Source organism: Microbulbifer sp. MKSA007, assembly GCA_032615215.1.
In the GTDB taxonomy this organism is placed as follows: Bacteria; Pseudomonadota; Gammaproteobacteria; order Pseudomonadales; family Cellvibrionaceae; genus Microbulbifer.
Genome location: CP128433.1, coordinates 1,441,483 through 1,461,169, shown reverse-complemented (window position 1 = coordinate 1,461,169; position 19,687 = coordinate 1,441,483). Strand labels below are relative to the sequence as shown.

Below are 19,687 nucleotides of genomic sequence, written 5' to 3'. Positions count from 1 at the left end.
AGCTGTTAGGTTTCTATGAAAGAAATTGAGTTCACCCACAAATTTATAATTAATTCCAATGGCATTCCATTCAGTAACAGAGCTAGCAAAGGAAAGCTTGCAATCGATATAGATAAAGGCGGTGTGTGCTTGTCGGGCGATAAAGATGGATTGCTTGCGTTGGCGGCTAAAATAATTGAGGTGGCGAATTGTGAGATTCCAAGTTACCACAAACATTTAGATGAATTAGAAATTCCAAATATCACCGTGCTCCCTATGGATAAGGAGCTTGTTATTGGTAAAATAAATGAGTGATTTGGGACAAAACCTAACAAGTTAAGCCAGCAACGCCCCTTTGGGACTGGACCTTCGCTGTGCTTCGGCTGCTCATGCTGTGGGCGTTAGCAATAATAAGTAATTTGGAGTTTTTATGAATAGGCCAATGGGAAAAACCAAGTGGCAAAAATTCGAAAATTATGCCCTTTTAATTATCTTGGTGTTGGTAGGCTTGGGTTATGCCGCTTCAAAAATACCATCTTTGTTTTCCCCTGATGAGCGGCAAGTTGCTGTATCCGGTTATATCGCGAATGCACAACAGAAGGGTATTTCTTGTAATTATTCGGGCTTTGTATTTGATCGTAAATCTGAAGTAGAGAGAACATTTATTACTTGCAATCCCAATAATGTTATTCCTGGTGAAGTAAACTCCAAAGAAGAATTGTTTAGTTCAATTGGTGAGCACGTGATAGCTCCAGCTATTGAGTATCTTCCAAAAAATGAAATGGGCTTTGTTATCGCTATTATACAAATTGATCAAAACACGGTCGTTTGTACTAATGTTGAGCGTCAGGAAATCACGCAACAGTGGCTGGACTCCTATGACAATTACTGCATGCCTGGATAAAATTGTTAATACGGCCTTGCAGTGGACTCCCAAAGCTATGCACCTGTTTTGTGTAGTTCGCTTCGCTCACATTATACACAAGGAGGTGCGTCGCTTCGGTCGTCCCAGAACTCGGGGTTAACTGTGAATATGGATTCAGGCTTTAGGTCAAAGCTAAGAGAAATCTTCAGAAAGTCTGAAGTCGTTTTTGCTGCACCAGAATCTTTGGGAAATCCAGATTTAGTCCCTTTCTGTGAACAGATACTGGAGCTCTATAAACTCAAAGATACTGTCAAAGAGGATTTTGAAGAGGCATTTATCGAGGATTTCGATATTTTCAAAGAGTGTACCTGGGAGCTGGCGCAGGTTTGTATGTATCACCTTAGGCTAAAGAGGTACAACGCTCATTTAGAAAAACGGTTAAGAGAGGCACAGAGTATCCCTGACTTTAGAGCTATTCCAGTTATTGAGCATATTCTAGATGCCTACCAGGATCCTTGGAAAGACAAAGAATTGTTCTATGACCAACTTAGTTAAATAAAAGTTAGGTGACTAGAGTGCGAGTTTTAACATTACTAATGCTTCTTGGTTTGACTGGGTGTGTCCCAATCCCGCATTACAGTAATCTTACTCCTGAAATATCAGGTGTTATTAGTGAATCAGGATCACCTAAGAAAAACCTGCCCGTACGCGTTGTAGCCGGGATTGGAGTCGAGCAATGTGAAGGTAGGAGCTCCGATGGTAAAACTGACACGCTTGGTGCGTTTCACTTAACGCCTATTGAGAAATTTAATTTTATGTCAGTCATTATGGAGCACAGCTTCTTTCCCTGGTCTGTTTGAGCCCTTAGCAACGACTCATGGGTTATTATCGCGCAGGACAAGACATATGCACTTGTAGACAGTGGGCCAGTTCATAAAGTCGAAATTGAGTGTAATAGCTTATCTCCCTTTACCCAATGTGCAATTAAGGATAGATAGTGACAGTAAGGCGTCACCTAATAAATTTAGGCAACATCTCCACTGCGTGGCTGGACCTACATTACGCGGCTTTGCCGCTACATTTCGGCCGTTGCTAAAGGCGTTAGGCTCTCATATGAATGAAGCTGAAGTACTTGAATATTTAACCGACAGTGATGGTAGTACTAGGGATATTACGTTTACTCCAACCACTTTGGCTTGTGTCGGAAAGTTCATTGAACTATTTCTCGAGGAATTCAGCGATGGCGAGCTCCTAGATCAAGACGGTGAAGTAGTTGAAATGTCTTCGAAAAGTGTAGTGTCTTACATCACACAACGTGAAGAAGGTTGTATTCATGGACAGCTGAAATCTAGAGATAGCTTTGTAAGCCAGGTTCATCTGTTTCTCGATTGGCCTGAAGGTGAAAAAATAGCTGTTGAAATATCGTATTTTCCAAACGATCTATGCGGTGATTTTACTACATCGATCTTTTTCGAAGCATTGAATAGTTGGTGGGATACTCTACAGACTAATGATGTATTCGTTAGGTATGAAAATGCTAGCTGGGAGTTTTATGATCCCGAGGGGCTGGGAGTCTTTTATCATGCTGTCAAGGCCTAGCTAGCACATGTTGTCGGACTAGTTTTCCGCTGTGCTCCAAACCAGCCGTAAATGCGGGCGTTATGAACGATGAAGACTCGGGCCACATTTGTTTTTTTTCTATTTTTAGTTGTCAGTTGTACGAAGCAATATGATCTTTCGTTAATAGTCAATGAAACTATCGGCTTCAAGCCTAAAGAGGATTTCGTAGTTGTCGCGCGGGAGAAGGCTTCTAATATTGCAAAGTATTTCGGTAACTATAACGAAATTTTCTATATAGAGATGTCAGAGCATGATCATGCTTCATTCATGAGGATCGTTGAGGAGGGTGGCTCCTGGAAGCTTCAGCCTAAATCTAGTCTTCCGGGCAGTAGTAACTTTCCAGAATGGGAAAAAATCATGTACTTCAAACAATATGGTCTTTTGACAATATTCAGAGTACGTGGTAACAGACGTGCGATTACTATTCAGGTCTACGAGCGGTGAGGCTCATAAATCGGGTAGCCGGTAGTTTCTAATTACCGGCCCCCACACCACCCATCGTGCGGGTCCGCAATGGGCGGATCCCTATTCGTAATGAATCTCTACCCAACGATAGCGTCGAGCAGCTCTTCAATTGAGTTAAGTGTCATGGCAGTGCGCTACCTCAACTTATCCAACTGGAAAGATATCAGTAGGCTAGCCCTGTCTTTTAACTTGTGGATTTTGGGTTCAGGCCTTCACCCTGTCCAAGGTATTAAACCTGGCATTTGGCTACTATGCCGTCGGCTGACTTCTGCTTAATCACCTTGACCATTACTGACCAAGGCGCTGCTATTTCCCACCATTTTGTCGATCCCCGCGATGGTGGCTAGCGGGCTGGCCTACTTATGAGTCAGCGGCCACGCTGACAGCTACATAGCAGCAAGCTAAACAGATCTCCCCAGATAAGAACGTGAACTTTTACTACACAACTGCATCATTTACTCTACCCGTTAGATCACATGGCTTCGGTGTCCTTGGCCGCCTCGCCTTCAGGCTAAGCCTCATATGATGTTTCCGTTCGTCAGCTCCTAGTTTTGCTAGCGACTTCCTCCCCACAAGACCTCGCGATGCTGCAGTTGCCATTCGTTAGTAGTTAGCATTTAATGGAACCCATTAAATGGTGATCCTCCTACAGAGGACATTCGCCCCATTAGTTTACGCCCATGCTGGGCGTACCAAGTTTTTCAATGATCGTCCTTAGGGCTGGACAGCTTTAAACGTGGCTTTGCCACAAAGCTGCCCATTACAAATGGCGTTATATTTTTACTGAACTATGGAGTAGTAAATGAAAAGACCTACATGGGCGACAATAATTGGAGTGTTGGCAATTATCTTCGGGATATTTGGGGTTCTTGGTGGCGCTCAGGAAATAGCCATGCCCTCGATCCTCGAAATGCAGAAAGAAATGATGGCTGAATTCAGTAAAGGGGAGACTCCTGATGGAAAGGATATGCCCCAATTGACACTAGAAATTGAAGAGGAAGGTGAACCCAAACGAATTGAGTTTTCTCAAATGATGGAGTCTATGCAAGAACAGTTTAAGGTCCCAGAGTGGTATGAATCTTGGTCAATTGTTTTTGGTATAGTATCTATGGTCGTAGCAGGTCTGTATCTTATATCTGGAATATTTCTAATGATGACTAAAGATTTCGCGATAAAACTTTTCTATATAGCTATCGCTGCGTCTGTTATTTGGGCCATTATTCAAGCAGTAATTAGCTCACAGTCAAATAGTGGGTTCTTGATGGCTCAAATACCTGGTTCAATCTCTAGCATTGTCATCGATATAATACTTCTTATTGTGGTTCTCGTTGGCAGTAAAGAGGCTTTTGTTCCTCAACAAGAAGAAATATAAATCGGGTAGCCGGTAGTTTCTAACTACCGGCCCCCACCCCACCCATCATGCGAGTCATGAATGCTAACAAGTTGGACCTACTTACCAGCCAGTAGCCGCGCTGACAGAATCGCTGAAACAAATTACACACATTCCCCAAGATAAGAGCATAAAATTTCACAAATCAGCTGCATCATTAACCCTATCCATTAGATCACGTGACTTCGGCACCCTTGGCCTCCAGATTAAGCCATATAGGATGATTCTGTTCGCCAACTCATAGTTTTGCTCGCGGCTTCCTCCCCACAAAACCTTACGGTATAGCTATTCGCTGGTAGTTAGAGATCATTAAACGGTGATCTTCCTACTAGGGGTTTTCACATGTCAAGTGCGATTCTCATTGCCCCCATCCTTTACGCGAGCATTATAGAGCCCCATAATCGCTCTTTATCCATAAGCAGGATTAGATTTCTTGCCTCAAATACACATGGAAATATGTCAATAGCATATATGAATAATTGCCGAACACACGAAGCTGGTATCTAGTGAAAACTCCCAAACGTCTACAGCCTCTCATCGATGATGGCTTAATCGATGAAGTTATCAGCCGCCTAATGAGCGGCAAAGAAGCCGATATATTTATTGTCCGTTGTCGTGACGAAATTCGTTGCGCCAAAGTCTATAAAGACGCAACTAAGCGTAGTTTTAAAAAGGCCGCACAATACCAAGAAGGGCGTAAAGTTCGCAGTGGTCGTCAAGCACGTGCCATGCAAAAACGGTCGAATTATGGCCGCCAACAGCAAGAAGAAATTTGGCAAAATGCCGAAGTTGATGCTTTATCCCGTTTAGCACGCGCTCATGTACGAGTTCCCAAGACTTTTGGTTGTGTTGACGGTGTATTATTGATGGAGTTAATCACTGACGAAGCAGGCAATGTCGCACCACGGCTTGGCGATGTGACAATGTCAGAAGAGCAAGCAATTCAAGATCATGCATTAATGATTCATTACATCATGCTCATGCTTCACGAGGGAATTGTACATGGTGATTTATCCGAATTTAACGTCCTAGTGGATGATTCCGGCCCTGTGATTATCGATTTACCCCAAGCTGTTAGTGCCGCTGCCAATAACAGTGCACAAGAAATGTTCACTCGCGACGTCGACAATATGCGTCGTTATTATGGCAGATTTGCCCCCTCTTTATTACAGACTCAATACGCCAAGGAAATGTGGGCACTGTTTGAAGAGGGTAACTTAACGACTAGCTCAACGCTCAGCGGCAAGTTTGATGATGATGATGACAGCGCTGATGTCGACGCCGTGCTGGAAGAAATCAAAGCGGTGATGCAAGAGGAACTGGAACGAAAAGAGCGTATACGTGAATCTTCTGAAGATGCATAAATTTAGATGAAAGCACCCGGCTTAGTAACCTTATTGGTTGCTGCGGGTGTTGTTTATTATCCTATTGCAAAAATTAGTGCACACACACATTAAGACACCCAAAGGCTGGAGGATACTGTGAACTGTAGAGCAAGCTCTCTTTCTGGGGGCTCTTACCCTTTGACTTATAGGTAAGAGAGATTAAGTTCTGGGAATTGATATGCAGATTTTTGGAAATGATATTTTGGATGAAAGAGTGGTAATCGTGTTATAGAGTATTTGGGGTAGGAGTAGATTAGCAGGGTGTGGCTGATAGGAAACGCCGGCAATCCCTATTCCGTGTACCCAGCGTTTATCGAGTTGGATACAAGCTTGCTTTACCCTCTCAACTGATCCCACCAAACCTTTAAAGCGGCTTTCAAAGTTCCAGCTGAGATAGAGCCAGTGTTTTGCTGAGATGTCCAGCCGCTCAAGATAGGGGGCGCCTTTTGAGAAATGGCACCTCGCTTTTGGGGGGCTAAATGCCAACCATTGTCTGCTAACGCCAAATAGTGATCCAGCTGAAAGGGCAACCCTTTCGGCATATTAAGGCCACTTTTCCACTAAGCTCCTCATTGGGCGGTATCCTGTAAAAACACACCAGAGGATTGAGGTGTAAAGCCCTTAACTGAATAACAGCTGTCCTAATAAGGACTCGGTCGCTAAGCAACTAACTCCAAAAATGCTAAGCGGCTAAATACTACCCTTAAACTTAACTAAAAAATTAATGGTCAAGTAACTCCGCATTTGTCGGGTACTTTTCAAGGAGTTCAATAAGTTTCTTAGTGCCATCTACAGGCTTTAGGCTAGCAAGCGTTCTTCGTAAAGCTCTTATCGTTGCAATATCTTTCGAGTTGAACAGGATTTCTTCACGGCGAGTACTGCTTTTAGCAATATCCAAGGCAGGGAAAATTCGCTGTCTCGCAATTTCCTTTGACAATACTACCTCCATATTTCCCGTACCCTTAAACTCCTCAAATATCACCTGGTCCATTCGGCTTCCAGTATCCACGAGTATCGTTGCCAGAATCGTAAGTGAGCCACCACCTTCAATCTTCCTCGCAGCACCAAACAGCTTTCTGGGTATCTCCATAGCCCTGGCATCTATCCCGCCAGACATCGTACGCCCCCTACCACTCTGCTGCGCATTATGTACCCGTGAAAGTCTTGTCAACGAGTCAACCACGATCATCACATCCTGGCCTTCACCGGCTTCCTTACAGGCCCTATCATGGAGTTCATTAGCTACTCTCACATGCTCTTCATAGCTATGATCAGAAGAGGACGCATAAACTTCGGCCGGTACACTTCGCTTAAAGTCAGTAACCTCCTCTGGCCTTTCATCAATAAGCAAAGCGTACAGCTTTATTTCGGGGTAAGCCTCCCCCACTGCTTGGCAGATATGTTTCAGAATAGTGGTTTTACCACAACCTGGTGGAGCCACAATCAAGCCACGCTGCCCCTTACCAATTGGCGTAATCAAATCCATCGCCCTTACCGTAAGTTGCTGAGAACCAGACTCAAGGCGAATAGGCTCAGATGGATTAATAGCTACTCCATTTAAGAAGCGTTTCTTTGGATCAGAAGTATCCTCTTGCTTTTCATCAGCCTTCTTAGGCTCCGTATTTCTCTTTACCTTTAAGGATAATATTTTTCTGGACATAACATACTCTTTACAAATCAATCGAGACCAGGAAGATTATTAATGATTGTCGATGGCTGGACAAAAGATTAGTACTCCCCCAAATTGGATACTATAGCCACAACTTGCGGCTAGGCGATTACCTTTCCGAACCCCAGGCAGACAAATAGTTCTATTAAAACCCGAGAACACCGATTAACGTCAGCCGTAACCATCGAAACACCGACCAGAAGGTTGAAAAAAACGAAGAATTGTTTCTGATTGAGGGTTCACACAAGGACACCCACAGATTGAAAGATGACACTGGAAATGATACAGGCTTTCCACCTTAACGGCCATTTCTCCTAGTCTGTGTAGCGCGAGGTTTAATGCTGGAAAATTGTGCTTAAGTTCTTAAAACTGCGTCACTTTGGTCAAATAGGCCTTTCAATTGCTCACTAGAGGTCGCTGCGAAATGGAAGGGTGATCGGAGTCCTCCAAGGTTTTTTCAATATCGGCACGGATTGGATTGAGATCGACATAGACCATGCAGGCGACCAAAGCTCTTTAATCCAATAGCGCCTGAGACTTGAAACGGACCTCCCAGAAGCGGCCTGTACAGTGATCCTCTGTGTTGGCTTGGTGGGCAATACATTCGTTTAGGCAGCGCATAAACCAGCTGATATCCATTAATCGCTTTCGCCATAGCTCAATCAACTCTTTAAGTTTGCTCTCTTCACACCGGTCCAGCGAGGCACCATGAATGAAGCGCTGAGCCAAGTTAGAAGCTTTAAATGGTTCCTGCCAGCGGGGAATGACCTCAGCATCAGACCAAGTATTTGCCGTTATAGCATCAATATAGAACACCACATGATAGTGATTACTCGTTACCTCATAGGCAGCGATATCCCGAGCAAAGATAACAGCCAGCTTTTGCATTTCAATCCACTGACGCTAGTACTTATAATCCTTCCCTTCCTCCATAGAGGAATGCTCTGCTTACACAGCAGGAGACGCAGTGACAGTTTGGAGTCGCATCAAGAGAGATCTGTGACCGGCGAGGCTGGGTTATGAGGTATGAGCTTAACTATTAATTTCCGTATTGTGTCAATGGCGGTAACGCCTTAAGCTCTACCTTTGATAGGTGTCAGGAAACGGCCTTCTAAGATAACATAAACCGGCCCCATTTCTGTGGCGGCTGAGTAAAACCTTATGTGAAATCGATATGAACAAAATAGAGCTTGCTCGAAAATATATGGACATACTCTATGAATCAAAGGACTTTGATTCATTAGACCTAATACTAGATGAAAAGCTGAATTTTGAAGGGCCATTGTTTAAATGTAAATCGGCCAAAGAATATATAGAATCTCTGAAAGCTACACCTCCAGTTGATGTATCGTATGAGATGGTAGAAGAGTTTCACAATCCGAATTCAATATGTTACATATATAAATTCACTAAAAATTATAGAAGTACATTAATGGCCCAAACATTTCATTATAAGGCGGGTCGAATTAGTAAAATTCGTCTTGTTTTTAATCCAAAGGAAATCTCATAAACCAGGTCGGTAGTTTCTAGATACCAGCCCCACACCATCCATCGGTTGGGCGGGTCCGCAATAGGCAGCTCCCTATCCGTAATGAATATCTTCCCATTGGATCACATAGCTCCGATGCCCCTGCCATCTCACCTCCGAGCTAAGCGTTATAAGAAGTTTTTGCTCGTCAGCTCACAGTTTTTTTGCTGGCGGCTTCTTCTCTACAAGTCCTCTCGATGTTGCAGTTGCCATTCGTTAGTAGTTAGCATTTAATGGAACCCATTAAATGGTGATCTCCCTACAAGGGACTTTCACCCCCTTAGTCCACGCCCATACTGGGCGTACCAAATAAAGGCATCTGATCGGCATAGAAACCACCGCTTTGGTTTTCAACTGGACCCTTCAAGCGTAATATCACAAATTATTAATATTGAGGAAAGAAAATGGATTTAAGTTCTCTACCTTTATTTGTTGTCGCTTGCTTAGCAATCAATATGATACCTGGCCCAGACGTAATCTACATCGTATCGAATACAATGAAAGGTCAAATGGCAAGCGGTGTAAAAGCTGCTATTGGGCTAGGCGTGGGATATTTTGTCCATACACTAGCAGCTTGTTTGGGTTTATCGGCGATAATCCTAAGTTCTGCCATGGCTTTTAGCATAGTGAAGTGGTTGGGTGCAGCCTACTTGGTATACTTGGGTGCCCAGTCTTTACTTTCCATGTGGCGAGGAGGTAATAAAATTGTTGTTGAAGAAAATACTGATACAAATAAAAACATATTTATTCAAGGTCTCATTGTTAGCGTTTTGAATCCGAAAGTAGCATTGTTTTTTCTCTCATTCTTACCTCAGTTCGTCGATACCTCGACCGATTTAGTATCGTTACAAATATTGATACTAGGTTTACTCTTTAGTACTTTAGCTACAGTATGTAATGTTCTATATGCTTCAGCTGGAACTTGGTTATTTAGCAAATCAAATTCTAAGCAATTCTCTCGAGCACTCGAAGGCGTATCTGGAACTCTACTCATCGGGCTGGCTGGGAAAATTGCCTTCACTGAACGTTAGTAGTATCAACTGGGTAACCGGTAGTTTCTAGCTACCGACCCCTCCCCCATAGTGCGGATCGGCATAGGACGGCTCAGCATCTGTAATAAATTTTTCACAACGTTAGTGTCAAACGGATCATTCATTTGAATTGAATGACATGGCAGAAAACCACCTCAAATTAATAGCAGTATGCTAAACAGATCCCGCTCAAATAAGGACCTAAACAATCACAACTCATTTACTCTATTTGTTAAATCATATCGTTCCTCTGCCCTTGAATGCCTACACTCCAAAATAAACCTTACGTGATGATTCTGTGGTTTCCTCACCAAAAGAATACTGTGTTATAGTTACCATTCGCTAGTAGTTAGCATTTTATGGAATTCATTGATGGGTGAGCTTCCTACAGAGGGCTTTTACCCCATTCAGACAATACTCATACTGGATGTACCAAGTACCAGCAATCCGACATTTATCCTAACATTTGTTTTGTGGTCGCTGCACCTATAAGCCTCCTCCCTAGATGCTGTTGCGGTAAGAGTCAGAGAGCCCACGAAATTTTAGACTAGGCTTAACATGATAATAAAACTTGACAATTTAAACGAAGAAATAGCAGATCATATTTTCACAATATTTCAACGCTCCTATAAGGTTGAAGCTCAATTGATAGGTGTTACTAACTTTCCTCCACTATCGCGAAGTGCGCAAGATATAATGAATTCTAAATCGCAATTTTATGGATTTATTGACAATGAATGTCTAGCCGCAACTATTGAGGTTGCTATAGAAGATAAGCGATTAGAAATTAATAGTTTAACTGTTGACCCAGATTATTTCAGGAAAGGAATAGCAGGTAAATTGCTGAACTACATTCTAGATGAATATGAATTTATAGAATCAATTGTAGAAACAGCTGCTGTAAATGAGCCCGCAATTAATTTATATAAAAAGCATGGTTTTGTTGAGTTTAAACGATGGACTCCACCTCATGGCATTAAAAAGGTGGCATTATCATTAAAAAATGCGCTCTAAAACGAGTAGCCGGTAGTTTCTAGCTACCGGCTACCCACACCATCCATCATAGAGTCCGCAATGAATTTCTATCCGGTGACAGCCTCAAGAAGGCATTAACCATCTCCAGGGTAATAGTCTCGGTATTAGGCTATTAGATGATCAGCTGACTTCTGTTTAATCACCTTGATTATTACGCAGTATTGTTCCACCACTTTTTCTATTCCTGTGATCGTGCTAATTGATTGTGTCTATTTATATAATCAGGAGTGACAGTGACAACTTAATAGCAACAAGCTAAGCATAGCTTCCCAGATAAGAGCGTGAACTTTCACTACACAACTACATCATTTACCTACCCATTTTATCACTTGGCTTTGTTGCCTCTGGCCGCCTCGCCTCACGGCCAAGCTCTATATGACATTCTCCTTCGTCATTTCATAACTTTGCTATAGACTTCCTTCTCATAAGATCTCACGGTGTTTCAGTTGCCATTCGCTGGTAGTTGGCATTTAATACCTCCCTTAAACGGTGATCTTTTTACAACGGGCTTTCACCTCATTAGTTCGTACCCATACGGCAGTACCAAGACAGCGTACTGTGTGCCCTCGGCCCCGGACAGCTCACGCTTTGCTACGGGTTACTAAGGCGTTAAATGCTAAGGAAACTATGAATATTACATTACGCTCAACCGGGTTATTTGGAATTCTATTTTTTGGAATTCTATTCTCTATTACATTCTTGTCGCCGGAGAGCATAGAAGAATCAGCAAAAGGATTTGTAAAATACCAAATAGAGAAGGAAGTTCGAGAAAAACAGCATCTTGTAAGCGAATCTACAGTTGCAAATCAAGCGCTGAGCATTGCCAATAGAGTTGGACTGGAATCGGAAAAAATTAAAGAAGACTTAGATAACAATCTACCGCAAAAAATAGCAAGTGTAATTGCCTCAATGTGTGGTTATGACTGTGAAAGGCAAAAGGCTTTGGCTCAGTCAATCACAGCAGGCTACCTCGATCGCCTTAAGAGCATTAAAGTTGCGCAAGATACACTCGGCGATCTTATAAAGGGAAAGTACTTTGAGATAGTGGGAAATTTAAAACTTGACCTTCGTATATTCCTTGGATCAAATTTTCTAATGTTTCTTATTCTCTTGGCTGTATCTTTCGCTAAACCAAAAGCAGTAGCTCACTTGTTCTTACCTGCAGTGCTTTTATTCGTTGCTACCATCATATCTTCCGCCATATACACATATGGTCAAGATTGGTTTTATACCATCTTGTATAATGACTATATGGGTTTTGGATACCTGGCCTATATCTCAGTCATTTTTGGCTTGCTGGTTGACATCGCACTTAATAAGGCACGAGTGACAACTGAGCTAATAAATGGTATAGCAAACGCCTTGGGCTCGGCACTTTCGGTACTTCCGTGCTAAACGCATTGAAGTCGGGTGGCTGGCAGTTTCTAGCTGTCGGCTACCCCACTATTCAGTATTCAGCTCTGTAATGTGCGATTCTCTATCCATAATTAAATCCGACTCGCAGACAGTTATCTATTTTGAGGCAAATAGGCATCCCCCCCGAGTAAACCATGCATCCATGCGTTTATCCAACTCAGAACAGACTAAAAGTTTGAAATAGCTTTTAGAACTTCTGATTTAGGTAGAGCTGGAGATTATATGCTTAATCTGCTTGAACGTTTTTTTATAAAAGACTAAAAGGCCTGAAAAGCTTTTATATTACCGAGTGTTTAGGGACTGCTCATGCACAAGGAATAGTAGCCAAATCGCTGTAATCGCACTTAACACCATCGCTACAATTTAGATATAACCCACTGATTCTTAATGGTTTTTGAGTGCTTTTATGGTAGATTGATCCTTGAATAGGATAAAGCGGTAGTAAAATATGAAAAGTAAATTTTTGCTTTGTGGTTTAGCTATTTTAGCTTTGCCTTTTGTTTTTCATCAGAAAATAATTGAATTTACCTTTGTAAACCCATATGCAGAGTGGGCTGAAAAAATTGATACTGAAGGCCTTCAAGTTGGTCACCCTCTAGATCAGAAGCACCTTGATATTGCGAAAGAGATAGGCATTAAGAACCCTGAAAAAATAAGATTGGTTTATGTGGATGAAGTGCCATTTCCACGCGAGAATTCACTTCTAAAGTTTATTGGCGAGACAGCCGGACTTATAGGCGACGGAGTTGTGAATAATGCTCAGGTATTTGGTTATTCTATATACATAAGAAAGGGATTCCAGATGGATACTCCGAAGTTGGCACATGAGCTTGTTCATGTTTTGCAAGTAGAGCGAGCAAGCTTTAAGGACGTCCTCTCTGGTCATTTGTTAGGTGTGTTAGAGCATGGGTATGAGGATTCCCCTATTGAAGCCGAAGCATTTAAAGCAAATGTTAAATACAGAGAATACTAGTAAGAAATTATAGAAAATTAATTCAGTGGATGCTTTGAGCTCCGCTTTATTTTGGGCGGGAATTTCTAGCGTAGCCAAAACTACGCTACCGTCCAATGAGCCGCTAAGCAATGCCTTTTACGTATAAACAGGAAGGTAATTATGGTTGAGTTAATTGGGGAGATAGGTAGGGGATTTCTCCGGGGTATAGGATATATCTTAGCGGAAATATTCTTGGGCACCATCTGCTACTGGATTGACTGGCCCATCTGTAAACTAATCACTCTCGGCCGCTACCCTTCACCAAAACAAACTGCCTATCTAGATAGTTATAGCGGCAATAGTCACGGTTTTTGGTGTAGTGCCACCGGCCTTGTTGTAATAGTTATAGCAGGCTTATTTGCTGCCAGGTAGTTTTAATAGGTACAAAATACATAACAAACAATAGCTCGTACACTCTGTAAAATACTGAGTTGGACTGCATAGGTACTACTTCGCCCTGCTATGGGCGCTGATATACTGGGCGCTAGCAAGCAAGGAAAAATCGAGAATGATCGAACCGTTATTCAGAAACACGCATAATCAAGATCAAGAAATGCTTAAGGCATTCGCTCAAGCATCGAACACTATTGCTGATTTCATCGATCTTGTGAAATCCGGCCCTAAAGCCATTTACGCAGCAAAGCTAAGATTTAGAGATCCGGATTTATCTGAAAAGCTTGGAGAAGACCGGTCTCTATACCTCTGGCTGTCAAATATATATTTCCATGTCGAAGGAAACTTCCTTTCAGGAGTATTCTTCGAAGTCCCAGAAGAGCTTACAAAGTGGCATCAAGTAGGTGAGCGACTTGGTTTCGATCCAGAAGATGTATTTGATTGGATGGTGATTGAAAACGGGCATGTAATAGGCGCTTACACCTTGCGGGTAACAAGAGAACAGCTTGGTTCGGAAAAAGAAAAACAGGAATATGACTCATATATTGGAATTTCATCATATGAGCCAATTTAGAAGGCAAGCGCCTAACTAGCGAATGCTGTTCGTTGCTATCGCGACCAGACAGCTTACTTCACACTCCAGCCGCAGCAAATTCTAACATCATATCGGCCACCCAGTAATGAGTCGTTAAACAACTAGCCGTATTCGCCCAACGATTTCTCAGGACCTGATTTTTTTAGCTGGTGATCGATTTACACTAATATGGCAGAGTTGAGTTTGGTGTGTTTAAAGCTTCGTGCTGGCGCTGCAACATCCTTAGTGGGTACTCTCGGCACAGCAGCGAGAGGCGACTTTATTGCCTCGGTAGAAGCACTAAGCGATGGCCTAGACTGAAGACTTCTGTCCAGTAAGCGCTTCCATCCAGTATCCTTCTTTCAAGGACAGTTGGTTGGTACGGATTTCCATGATCTTCCTGCCCTAGATATTTGAAAGTTGACCAGTCTACAGTACCCAGCTGCCGATCTTTACTTTTGCCAAGTGTGTCGGTTTTAGTGCACGTTAGGTTTAAAAGTTTGGTGCCGTCAGCTCAAAATCATTTAAAAATCATAAGTACTTCAGGTGTTTTCATGTCGAACTGATTAAATTGCCCGCAGTTCTATTTATTCGTTGATGTAAAAACAAGGACAAGCTGTGAAGCATTTTTGTAGTTCTATCATCCTCCTGATCTCTCTTCTTGCCGTGAGTAGCCACGGTTGTAGCCAAGAAGCACTTCCCCTGCTGGAAGGCCCCTACCTTGGGCAAACACCACCGGGACTTACACCCAAAATATTCGCGCCGGGCTATGTCGAACCCGACATCGTGACTATAGCGGCTCTTTCACACCAGATATGACCGAGTTTTACTTTAGCCGAATGGATGTCGATACTGCAAAGTGGTTGCTCATTCGTTTCAAGCAGATAGGTAACCAGTGGCACGAATCCGTTGTTGGCCCAAGGGTCGGCCGCCCTCTACTTGCCCCAGATGGCAAAACCATGCACTTGGGGAACAAGTACATGGTGCGTACCGAATCAGGCTGGTCAGATATTAAAAGTATGGGGACGATGTTCGACCGCAAAGATTGGGGCATCATGCGTCTGACGTCTTCAGCTGATGGCACCATAGTATTTGACGACTACAAAAGCGATGACGTGCTACGTATTTCAACCGTTAGAAACGGCAAGCGGCAGCCACCTGTATTATTGGGGCCGCATATCAACTCTGGTAAGTGGACAGCCCACCCCTTCATTGCCGCCGATGGCTCCTACCTCATCTGGGACAGCGAAAAAGGCGACGGTTACGGCGATAAAGATCTCTACATCAGTTTCCGCCAACAAGATGGTTCCTGGGGTAAGGCAATAAACCTGGGAGATACCATAAACACCGCCGGCAATGAGGCCAGCGCGTATGTGTCACCAGACGGTAAGTATCTGTTCTTCAATCACAACCCCATTAAGAGAGAAGACGGTGTCGATCCTGAGGGTGATATCTATTGGGTAGATGCGCAAATCATCGAAAAACACAGACCCAAATTCTAATCCGCGCAATACAAAGATACAGCCAGCCTAAATCGGGTAGCCGGTAGTTTAAAACTACCGGCTCCAACACTATTCATCTTATGAGTCAGCGGCCACACTGATAGCTTTATAGCAGCTCGCTATATAAGAATATGAACTTTCATAATACATCCTCCGCATTCACGATCATGTAGTTTTGGTGTCCCTGACCACCTCACCTACAGGTCAAGCCTTATATCGTTTTCTGTTCGTCAGCTCGTTACTTCTATAGGGTGTCTTTCCCTCAGAATCTCGCCGTCTTTTGGTTGCCATTCTTTAGTAGTTGGCATTTAATGGGAGTCATAAACGGCGGTCTTGCTAAAGGGGCTTTCATTCCATTAATCCAAGCTCAGCCAGAGGAAATTCCACTTCTCTGCGGCCACTGCTGGCGGGTATTATTCCGTTCTGTGGAGTATCCGATTTTGAAGAGAAGATATTGCTTACTAGTTACCGCTGTATTGCTGATTATTGGTGTTAGATAGGCTTCTTTGGGGTGATGCCGAATGTGATGATCAAGAACCAAAGTGGAATATAGGTAGACTCGGCAGTTGTTCAGCTTCCAAGCAATAGACTTAGGTTTGGTGCTGTAGCACCAGATGAGTCCCGGACAATTTACCGGTCATTGAGCAAAATAATGGAAGCTACAAATACACAATTGCTTTGAACTCTGGTGTGGATTTGTCTGGGGAATATGGTTACTTCACTGCGAGTGAGTTTTTCACCAACTTCGTAATTGTTGTTGGGGGGCAAACGATGTGTCCTGTTCAAGCTGAGCGGCATTACAATCAAATGAACCAGGCATTCGTTGCTACGGTCCTTACGGTGGCAGGTGCGATAAAGCTCTGGAGCCGCTGCACTTGCCCATTATATAGACATTATGCTTCATCATAATTGGAACTAATTTTTATGCTCTTTAAGGGATCGTGTAAATGTCACCGTTGGCATATTGAAGTTCAGTTAGCAAAGCCGCTCGAAGCTTTGAATCCGCGCATTTGCAATTGCAGTTATTGCCAAGCCAATCCTTACCCAATTATAAGTGACCCAACTATGTCTACGGTTTTCATTGGCGATGGAATTTCAACTAATCAAAATGGAGATCAGCTAGCAGTTTTCTACCATTGCAAAGGTTGTAATCAACTGCTAGCCGTAGGCTGCAATATAAATAACCAGCTTCGTGGAGCAGTAAATCTCAACTTATTGAAAGGTGTAGATCAACTTGGCGGCCCTATTCAAGTTCAGCCGAGGCTATTGAGCGCTGATCAAAAGCTAGAACGCTGGGGTAAGTTGTGGGGTTTCCTTAGTGGGCTATAAAAACATAACACGTCTAAGTTTTCAGACACTTCGTCCCGCAGCTCAAGACGTTAAGCGCTAAGGTGATCACTTGCTAGTAACTGTTGCTAGATTCTCATTTCCATATGAAGCGCAGATTGCAAAAGCACGACTTGAATCTGAAGGAATACACGCTTTCATTGCAGATGAGCACACAGTCAATATGCAGTGGCTATATTCCAATGCTATGGGTGGAGTCAGGCTTCAAGTGTCGGAAAGCGACCTTGATGAAGCCAATGAAATACTAAATCAAGACCGTTCCATTCTTGTAGACCAAGAATTAGGGCATGATGAAGAAAGAGTATGCGAGTCCTGCTCATCACGAAATGTCGAGTCGTTTACCAAGGGGAAAAAGCCTGCATTTTTGGTTTTCCTACTTTTGGGTATGCCTCTATTTTTCTATCAACATGGAGTTAAGTGCAAAGACTGCGGCCACTTTCAAAAGCTTGACAAATAGAGATCATAAAATATTGCCCCTTTAATGTTGAACGCGGCGCCAATACCCCCACCCATACTCTTTGTTAAAAGCCTATTGATTTGAATATGAGTTTTAGACTAAACAAATAAGGTATATCCATTCACCAAGCTGCTGGATTAAACCTTAATTGCCTCATTTACAATCACCGCGAACAAGACAACGCCATTTTAAACACCCCAATCATTATTATATGGCCAATCATCTGGAAAAATAGGGGGTCGAATGGACGTGATTGCCAGCCCTAATCGCAATGCCCAAAGTGAATCGTAAAGTATGGCAAGGATACCGAGGGCTATGGGATTGAAAACCTATGACTGTCAGTTCTCATTTACGGTAGATAGGCTTATTTGTGACACGCACATCTGAAATCTACGATATCTTGAGTAAAAGGAAATTACTCTGATATCAACGACTTATTAGCGCTCTCTGATAAATGTGTTCATCGTAAATGACCGGTGAGTATCGCTAGGATTAATACCCCCAATGTATTTAATTTAACGGACGTATTAAGACTGTTAAGCGTAAAAGCCAATCCCACACCCAAGAGACAAAACTGAGACCCACTTTGATTAATGAAATAGATAATGCAACCACCACAGTAACATTACACTGACTTGTTTAACCCTCTCGGCATAGATTTCACTTATGTAGGTATCGGCCTACATAAGTAAACTCAATATAGCCTTATTAGGCTTTTCAGCTTAACTCATTATATGAATTGAAAACGTTGAAGTAGACTTAGTCATCACAGACTAATTCATAAGCTTAGTACAAATTAGCAAAGTCAACTTATTTTCTAGGTTATAGATATTGTTATGGTGTATATCAAATTATATGGCTTTGGCTTAAGTTAGAATATCTAACATATAGAGAAAATCATTATGTGCTTTTCAGCCACGGCATCGTTCGGATCAGCAGCTCTGCTTATTGTCGGTGGTGCTTTGTGTACAACACATGCTATAAAAAATGATAAAACCTATTTATTACTCGCAGTTACCCCTCTCTTGTTTGCGTTACAGCAAGCGAGTGAAGGGATGGTTTGGATTGGGTACAACGAAAATTTGATTTCACTAACGACAAAAGCTTCTATTTTGTATCTGTTTTTTGCTTTCTTTTTCTGGCTTACTTGGATACCTCTTGTAGCCTATATGCTTGAAACAAAAAAATGGAAAAGAAATTTTTATATCATATTAATAATTATAGGATTTATTTTTGGCTTATATCTCTGGGTGCCTATTCTATTGGAAACAGGACCAAGACACATAATAAAAACAAGTGTATGTGGACATAGTTTATGTTATGAGTTATCCGAAGGTGGTTTACTACCCGTCACAGTTCGAGAAAGCATTTATGCTTTACTAGGTGTTTTATTCTTGTTATCGAGCAATCATCTATTTAGAAAATTTTGGGCACTTGTCATGCTACTCGGTGTTATCACTTACTTTACTCAGAGTGAAACATGGGTATCAACCTGGTGTTTCTTTGCTGCGATATCAACGTTATGGATTTATTTCCTATTAATAAATGATTTTAAAGCAAAGATGAAAAAACAAGCTTCATGATCGCAGTATATTAGTATGTATAGATTGGCACTCTAAAGATGAGCTATAGGAAATTCGTAAAAACAGACAACAAATAATTTCCGGTCGAAGAAGCATTAGCGCTACTAATAGAATTGGGGGTATTTAATACTCAAATAAACATGCAAAAATCGGATTGTAGTCGTGACACGTCCAGCAATTCTGTTACGTCCTAGTCATTGGAGATCCCCGTTTAGTTAGTTCAACATGAATGACCAGAGAGTACCGACTAGAATAAATCCCCCAATTTAGTGGAAACATCATCACTCTAGCATTCAACCAGTAACCCTTAACCCAAGGCTTATATAGGTGACCAATTTTGATAAGTGGAATAAAGAACAGCAACTATCCAATTAGTATTACACTGGGCTTGTTACGCCCTATCGAAATAGGCTTTACTTCTGTAAGCATCAACATCCAAAGGCAAACTAAATGT

18 protein-coding genes are annotated in these 19,687 nt (G+C 42.3%); 16 read left to right on the top strand and 2 right to left on the bottom strand.

The annotated features are described in order from the left end of the window. The first annotated feature begins 15 nt into the window (after positions 1-15). The 7 genes from QT397_09215 to QT397_09185 all read left to right on the top strand — a co-directional run bounded on the left by QT397_09215 (position 16) and on the right by QT397_09185 (position 5,683). Complete coding sequence (locus QT397_09215) at positions 16-294, top strand: hypothetical protein (GenBank protein ID WNZ57499.1); 279 nt, start codon at positions 16-18, stop codon at positions 292-294. Between the two features lie 115 nt (positions 295-409). Continuing rightward, positions 410-883, top strand: coding sequence for a hypothetical protein (locus tag QT397_09210; GenBank protein ID WNZ57498.1), 474 nt, complete (start codon positions 410-412; stop codon positions 881-883). 123 nt (positions 884-1,006) lie between these two features. Continuing rightward, the gene (locus QT397_09205) at positions 1,007-1,399 is read left to right on the top strand and encodes a hypothetical protein (protein ID WNZ57497.1); all 393 of its coding nucleotides are present in this window, start codon (positions 1,007-1,009) and stop codon (positions 1,397-1,399) included. Between the two features lie 558 nt (positions 1,400-1,957). Beyond that, positions 1,958-2,443, top strand: a complete 486-nt coding sequence (locus QT397_09200; protein ID WNZ57496.1) for a hypothetical protein — start codon at positions 1,958-1,960, stop codon at positions 2,441-2,443. A gap of 69 nt (positions 2,444-2,512) precedes the next feature. Then, on the top strand, positions 2,513-2,908 hold the full coding sequence (locus tag QT397_09195; protein ID WNZ57495.1) for a hypothetical protein: 396 nt from the start codon (positions 2,513-2,515) through the stop codon (positions 2,906-2,908). 823 nt (positions 2,909-3,731) lie between these two features. Further along, the gene (locus QT397_09190; protein ID WNZ57494.1) at positions 3,732-4,301 is read left to right on the top strand and encodes a hypothetical protein; all 570 of its coding nucleotides are present in this window, start codon (positions 3,732-3,734) and stop codon (positions 4,299-4,301) included. A 524-nt stretch (positions 4,302-4,825) separates the two neighbouring features. Then, positions 4,826-5,683, top strand: a complete 858-nt coding sequence (locus tag QT397_09185; GenBank protein WNZ57493.1) for a PA4780 family RIO1-like protein kinase — start codon at positions 4,826-4,828, stop codon at positions 5,681-5,683. Positions 5,684-6,425: 742 nt separating this feature from the next. On the opposite strand, the gene rho is transcribed toward QT397_09185, so the two are convergent. Both rho and QT397_09175 read right to left on the bottom strand, forming a co-directional pair. After that, on the bottom strand, positions 6,426-7,364 hold the full coding sequence (gene rho / locus QT397_09180) for a transcription termination factor Rho (GenBank protein WNZ57492.1): 939 nt from the start codon (positions 7,362-7,364) through the stop codon (positions 6,426-6,428). 525 nt (positions 7,365-7,889) lie between these two features. Next, positions 7,890-8,261, bottom strand: a complete 372-nt coding sequence (locus QT397_09175) for a hypothetical protein (protein WNZ57491.1) — start codon at positions 8,259-8,261, stop codon at positions 7,890-7,892. 286 nt (positions 8,262-8,547) lie between these two features. Between QT397_09175 and QT397_09170 the strand changes: the two genes are divergently transcribed. From QT397_09170 to QT397_09130, 9 genes are all read left to right on the top strand, one after another. After that, positions 8,548-8,883, top strand: a complete 336-nt coding sequence (locus tag QT397_09170) for a hypothetical protein (GenBank protein WNZ57490.1) — start codon at positions 8,548-8,550, stop codon at positions 8,881-8,883. A 422-nt stretch (positions 8,884-9,305) separates the two neighbouring features. Then, entirely contained in the window at positions 9,306-9,932 is a 627-nt protein-coding gene (locus QT397_09165) for a LysE family translocator (GenBank protein ID WNZ57489.1), read from the top strand. A 558-nt stretch (positions 9,933-10,490) separates the two neighbouring features. Further along, positions 10,491-10,946, top strand: coding sequence for a GNAT family N-acetyltransferase (locus tag QT397_09160; GenBank protein WNZ57488.1), 456 nt, complete (start codon positions 10,491-10,493; stop codon positions 10,944-10,946). 648 nt (positions 10,947-11,594) lie between these two features. Further along, positions 11,595-12,362 (top strand): hypothetical protein, encoded by a 768-nt coding sequence (locus QT397_09155; GenBank protein ID WNZ57487.1) that lies wholly within the window; start codon positions 11,595-11,597, stop codon positions 12,360-12,362. A gap of 469 nt (positions 12,363-12,831) precedes the next feature. Next, positions 12,832-13,356, top strand: a complete 525-nt coding sequence (locus QT397_09150; GenBank protein WNZ57486.1) for a hypothetical protein — start codon at positions 12,832-12,834, stop codon at positions 13,354-13,356. A 529-nt stretch (positions 13,357-13,885) separates the two neighbouring features. Next, positions 13,886-14,344: a DUF2314 domain-containing protein gene (locus tag QT397_09145; GenBank protein ID WNZ57485.1), complete on the top strand. Its 459-nt coding sequence runs from the start codon at positions 13,886-13,888 to the stop codon at positions 14,342-14,344. 815 nt (positions 14,345-15,159) lie between these two features. After that, complete coding sequence (locus QT397_09140) at positions 15,160-15,846, top strand: hypothetical protein (protein WNZ57484.1); 687 nt, start codon at positions 15,160-15,162, stop codon at positions 15,844-15,846. A 1,399-nt stretch (positions 15,847-17,245) separates the two neighbouring features. Then, positions 17,246-17,650 carry a DUF2007 domain-containing protein gene (locus QT397_09135; GenBank protein ID WNZ57483.1) on the top strand — a complete coding sequence of 135 codons (405 nt, stop codon included), beginning with the start codon at positions 17,246-17,248 and terminating at the stop codon, positions 17,648-17,650. A gap of 902 nt (positions 17,651-18,552) precedes the next feature. Further along, complete coding sequence (locus QT397_09130) at positions 18,553-19,233, top strand: hypothetical protein (protein ID WNZ57482.1); 681 nt, start codon at positions 18,553-18,555, stop codon at positions 19,231-19,233. Positions 19,234-19,687 lie beyond the last annotated feature (454 nt).